General features: G+C 71.1%; 5 protein-coding genes. 2 read left to right on the top strand and 3 right to left on the bottom strand.

Translation table 11 applies throughout. The features are described 5' to 3' along the window. Positions 1–1,104, bottom strand: a 1,104-nt coding sequence (locus G6026_RS04800) for a ThiF family adenylyltransferase (protein WP_347238066.1), incomplete at its 3' end; no start/stop codon positions are given. Beyond that, a complete protein-coding gene (locus tag G6026_RS04795; protein ID WP_194305441.1) occupies positions 1,101–2,144 on the bottom strand; it encodes a DUF3152 domain-containing protein in 1,044 nt (347 codons plus the stop codon). The genes G6026_RS04795 and G6026_RS04800, both read right to left, overlap by 4 nt. A gap of 168 nt (positions 2,145–2,312) precedes the next feature. On the opposite strand from G6026_RS04795, the gene G6026_RS04790 reads away from it, so the two are divergent. Further along, positions 2,313–3,002 carry a TetR/AcrR family transcriptional regulator gene (locus G6026_RS04790; protein WP_182612383.1) on the top strand — a complete coding sequence of 230 codons (690 nt, stop codon included), beginning with the start codon at positions 2,313–2,315 and terminating at the stop codon, positions 3,000–3,002. On the opposite strand, the gene G6026_RS04785 is transcribed toward G6026_RS04790, so the two are convergent. Continuing rightward, entirely contained in the window at positions 2,999–3,226 is a 228-nt protein-coding gene (locus G6026_RS04785) for a DUF3107 domain-containing protein (protein ID WP_107755955.1), read from the bottom strand. The two genes, G6026_RS04790 and G6026_RS04785, sit on opposite strands and share 4 nt — an antisense overlap. Positions 3,227–3,516: 290 nt before the next feature. On the opposite strand from G6026_RS04785, the gene G6026_RS04780 reads away from it, so the two are divergent. Continuing rightward, positions 3,517–4,965: DEAD/DEAH box helicase (locus G6026_RS04780; protein WP_182612385.1), on the top strand; the 1,449-nt coding region annotated here is incomplete at its 3' end.

The following is a 4,965-nucleotide window of genomic DNA, read 5'->3' as shown; positions in this document are numbered from 1 at the left end:
CGACTTGCAGTACACGACGAGCGGCCCCCGGGCCGCGGCCCGCCCGAGGGCCCCGGTCGGGTCCGAGGCCACCTCGGCGACCGTGTCCAGCGGTACCCACACCGAGGGATCGATCGCCGCGATCGATCGCTCCCCGGCACCACGGACGTCGACCAGGACGGGTGCGACAGCCCCGGATGACCCCGCCCCCGCCAGTTCGGCGGCCAGGGCGGTCGCCGACACGGTGGGCACGTCCTGCGCGTCCGGCGACCTGACCTCACAGCTCTCGACTCCCCCGTCCGGCAGACACGTCACCGGGGTGCGGGACGGGTCCGGTCGGATCGTCACGGTCCGGTGTGTGGTCTCGAGCAGGTCCATCAACACGAGTCGGCCGAGCAGCGGCCTGCCGGACCCTGTGATCAGCTTGACCGCCTCCATCGCCATCATCGATCCCACCGTGCCGCACAGCGCACCCACAACCCCGGCCTCGGCGCAGCTCGGGACCGAGCCGGGCGGCGGCGGGGCCGGGTAGAGGTCCCGGAGGGTGACGGGGTCCGCGGGCGTGGGCGGACGGGACCAGAAGACGGCGAGTTGGGCCCGGAAGCGGTCGATGGTCCCCCAGACGACCGGGATCCCGGCGATCTCGCAGGCATCCGAGACGAGGTAGCGCGTCGAGAAGTTGTCGCTGCCGTCGACCACCAGATGGTGGCCCTCGAGCAGAGCATCGATGTTCAGCGCGTCGAGTCGGGCGTGGACGGCCTCCACCCTCACTCCGGGCGCCAGCTCGGCCAGTCTCTCCCGGGCGGACTCGACCTTGGGTCGGCCGATCGCCGGCACGGAGTGGATCACCTGCCGGTGCAGGTTGCCCTGGTCGACCTCGTCGTCGTCGATCACGGTGATGCGCCCGACGCCCGCCGCGGCGAGGTACATCAGGACCGGCGCGCCGAGGCCTCCCGCCCCCACCACGAACACCGACGCGGCACGCAGACGACGCTGCCCCTCGTCACCGACGGCCTCCAACAGAAGATGCCGGGAATAGCGGGCGCGCTCCTCCGCCGTCAGAGAGGGCACCGGGGGCACGAGGGGCGGGAGCGCTCCGGTGCCGTCACCGGCCACGGGGGTCACCGGTTCACCGGCGGGCCGTCGGGGTACGGCCACGCGTTGTAGAGGCAGGTGTCGTCGTTGTCCGGGACCACGCCCTCGTTGTCGAGGACGAAGATCTCGTGGTTGGCGACCCCGAGGGTCTGTTGCATCATGATCGGCGCGAGCGCCCCGTCCGCGGGGCACGGTTCGTGGTCCGGGTAGCCGATGGCGTGGCCGACCTCGTGGTTGACGAGGTACTGCCGGTAGGAACCGATGTCGCCCTGGAAGGACCGCGCGCCGCGGATCCACCGGGCGAGATTGAGGTAGACCCTGTCGGTGGACGGGTTGTAGCAGCTGGTCTCGAGCTCGATCTCGTAACCGCAGTTCTCACGGACGGTGCGGGGACTGGCCAGGCTCACCCGGAACGCGGGCTCGTCACCGGACGTGCGCTGGAACGCCACCGCCCCGTCCGCCGTCCAGCTCTTGGGGTTGGCCAACGTTGCGTCCACCATCCGGGCCACCGAGTCGTCGCCTCCGAAATCCGTCGTGTCGATGCCCTCCTCGACCTCGACGGTGTAGGTGAACTGCTCGGCCTCGGGACGCCCCACGCGGTCCGTGCCCCCGGGCACCACCCGGAACACGCCCTCGCCGGCCTCCTCGAACGGCCCCCCGTCCGGCAGCTCCCCGCTCGGGGGCACCTGTCCCCGCGGCGGCTCCCCCATCAGCGCGGGAGTCTCCGCCGTCTCCCCCACGCCGTCGCCGTCGTCCGGACCGGCACCCGTCACGGAGTCGGCGATCACGAGCGCGGTGAGCACCACCAGAACCGGGATCGCGTACGCGCGCCACCCCCACGTGGTGAAGAACCGGCCGACAGGGCTCTGTTTGCGCAGATGGTCTCTGGCGCCGGGGACCGAACGGCGACGCCCGGGGGTTCTCTCCGCCTCGGGATCCCAGGGAGCGCGCAGCGGCTCACCGTGCGGAGGGTAGTACGGAGTACTGTGCCCGCGCTGGCCCGGAACGCCACCCCGAGCGGTGGGCTCGGCGTCGACATCGTTCGACATCCGGCGACGGCCGTCGCTCATCCGCGCCTCCACGTCCGCTCCGGTCAGGCCCGCGTCAGGCCCGAGTGATGGTCTCCACGATTCCACATCCCGAGGTGGTCGCCTTCTCCGGCACTCCGAGGGTACGGGTATTGTGCGTCAGGCCCGGTCGACCGTCGACCCGACGTCCGGGAGGACAGGAGCCAGACGATGACAAGCCCGGGCGGACCGTTTCCGACGGCTCCGGGGCGCGCCAGGGCCACCCGGCTGCCCCGCGGAGCCCGACGCCGGCAGCTCCTCGACGCCGCGGGGGCCGTCTTCGTCGACCAGGGCTTCCACTCCTCGGGGATGGACGACATCGCCGTCCTCGCCGGCGTCTCCAAGCCTGTGCTCTACCAGCACTTCAACTCCAAGCGGGACCTGTACATCGAGGTCCTGCGTCACCACGTGGACGAGCTGCTCGGCCGCATCCGGGCGGCGCTCGACTCGACCTCCGACAACCGGCGCCGTGTCGAGGCCGCCGTGGACACGTTCTTCGCGTACGCCGATTCCGATACCAAGGGTTTCCGCCTGGTGTTCGCCTCCGAGTCCGGCGACGAGGACGTCCGGCGCGAACTCGACCGCGCCACCGACGGCTGCATCGACGCCGTACACGACCTGGTTCGGGGCGATTCCGGGCTCGACGCGCACCGGTCGCGACTGCTCGCGGTGGGCCTGGTGGGGGCGAGTCGGGTGAGTGCCGGGCACTGGCTCGACGCGGGCCGACCGATCTCCCGCGCCGACGCCGTCTCCACGACGGTCACCCTGTGCTGGGGTGGACTGTCGAAGATCCCCCGCCAGGGCGGGGATCGTTCCGCCAACGACGCCCACCCGCAGGATTCCCGCGCCCACGACTCCTAGGAGAGGAATCCCACCGGGCGGCGCGCCGATTCGCCGATCTCGACGTAGGCGACCCTGTCGGTCGACACGAGATAGCGACGGCCCTTCTCGTCGTCCAGCTCCAGGACCGCCTTGCTCTCCGCGGTGAGAGCGGCCTCGACGCGGGCGTGCACGTCCTCCGGCTTCATGCCGGTCTTGAACACGAGCTCGCGATTGCTGTCGGCGATGCCGATCTTGACCTCCACGGTTACTGCCCTTCTCATCGTCGGCGCCTGTCACGCCATCGTCGGTGTTGCGTGGGACCCAGGCTAGCCCGGACCCTGTGCACCGGGGCGCCACGGGATAGGGTGGGTGCACGTGGATCACACCCGCGCCCGGCCCGTAGTCCGGGCCCCGCACCGAGGATCCACGTGGAAATGTGCGCGCGCCCCGCTCGCCGAGGCCCTCTCTACGACACGGCCCGACCATCCGCGCGCGAGACGAGAAAGGCACCGCCCTGTCCACCACCGATGTGACCACCAGCGAAATCGACGGCATGGCCACGACGACGGCCGTCGTCGACGCCCCGTCCTCCGATTCTTCCCCCAGCTTCGCCGAACTCGGGGTCCGTCCCGAGATCGTCACCGCGCTCGGTGAGCGAGGCATCACCCACACCTTCGCCATCCAGGAACTGACCCTGCCGCTGGCCCTCGCCGGTTCCGACCTGATCGGCCAGGCCCGCACGGGGATGGGCAAGACCTACGGGTTCGGCGTACCGCTCCTGCACCGCATCTCCACGGGCGAGGTGACCCGGGAACTCGACGGCACGCCACGAGCCCTGGTCATCGTGCCCACCCGCGAGTTGTGCGTCCAGGTCACCCAGGACCTCAAGATCGCCGCCACCGGGCTCACCGCCCCGGGCCGGTCGGGGACCCGCCCGCTCAAGGTGCTGTCCATCTACGGTGGCACCCCCTATGAGCAGCAGACCGACGCTCTCGAGAAGGGCGTCGACGTGGTGGTGGGGACCCCCGGGCGACTGCTCGACCTCGCCAACCAGTCGAAGCTGGTGCTCGGCAAGGTCGAGGTGCTCGTCCTCGACGAAGCCGACGAGATGCTCGACCTGGGCTTCCTGCCGGACATCGAGAAACTGCTCCGGATGGTGCCCGACCAGCGTCAGACCATGCTCTTCTCGGCCACCATGCCGGGACCGATCATCACCCTGGCCCGCACGTTCCTCACCAAGCCCACGCACATCCGGGCGGAGGCGGCCGACTCCGGCGCCACGCACGAGAACACCACCCAGTTCGTCTATCGCGCGCACTCCATGGACAAGCCCGAGGTGGTCTCGCGAATCCTGCAGGCCGAGGGACGCGGCGCCACGATGATCTTCTGTCGCACCAAGCGCACGGCACAGAAGGTGGCCGACGACCTGGCCGAGCGGGGATTCCGGGTGGGGGCGATCCACGGAGACCTGGGCCAGGGCGCGCGCGAGAAGTCGCTGACGGCCTTCAGGTCCGGGGACGTCGACGTCCTCGTGGCGACCGACGTGGCGGCGCGCGGCATCGACGTCGACGACGTCACCCACGTCATCAACTACCAGTGCCCCGAGGACGAGAAGACCTACGTCCACCGGATCGGTCGTACCGGACGAGCCGGACGGAAGGGGGTCGCGGTCACGCTCGTCGACTGGGACGACCTCCCGCGCTGGGGCCTGATCGACAAGGCGCTCGGCCTCGGCCACGGCGAGCCCGCCGAGACCTATTCGACGTCTCCTCACCTCCGGACCGACCTCGGCATCCCGGAGGGCGCGGGGGGCCGGATCGGGGCCGCGACCGGGACCGGTTCCGGTCGTCGTCAGTCCGATCGCGACGCCCGGGGATCCGGGCGCGGATCCGGCACTCCCCGTCGGCGCACGCGATCCGGGCAGTCCGGGTCCTCCGGGTCCGGCGATGCGGTCGCGACCTCCGACTCCGGCCCGGCCGGTGGCGACGCCGCGACCGGCGGA

This window comes from Dietzia sp. DQ11-38-2 (genome assembly GCF_014145055.1).
Classification (GTDB): Bacteria; Actinomycetota; Actinomycetes; order Mycobacteriales; family Mycobacteriaceae; genus Dietzia.
The sequence above is the reverse complement of the archived record's forward strand: the minus strand, read 5'-3'. Positions and strand labels throughout refer to the sequence as shown.

What these genes read in the sequence shown, in the direction of transcription:
- G6026_RS04790 (WP_182612383.1), top strand. Translation starts at nt 2,313, where the DNA reads ATGACAAGCCCGGGCGGACCGTTTCCGACGGCTCCGGGGCGCGCCAGG.
- G6026_RS04795 (WP_194305441.1), bottom strand. Translation starts at nt 2,144, where the DNA reads ATGAGCGACGGCCGTCGCCGGATGTCGAACGATGTCGACGCCGAGCCC.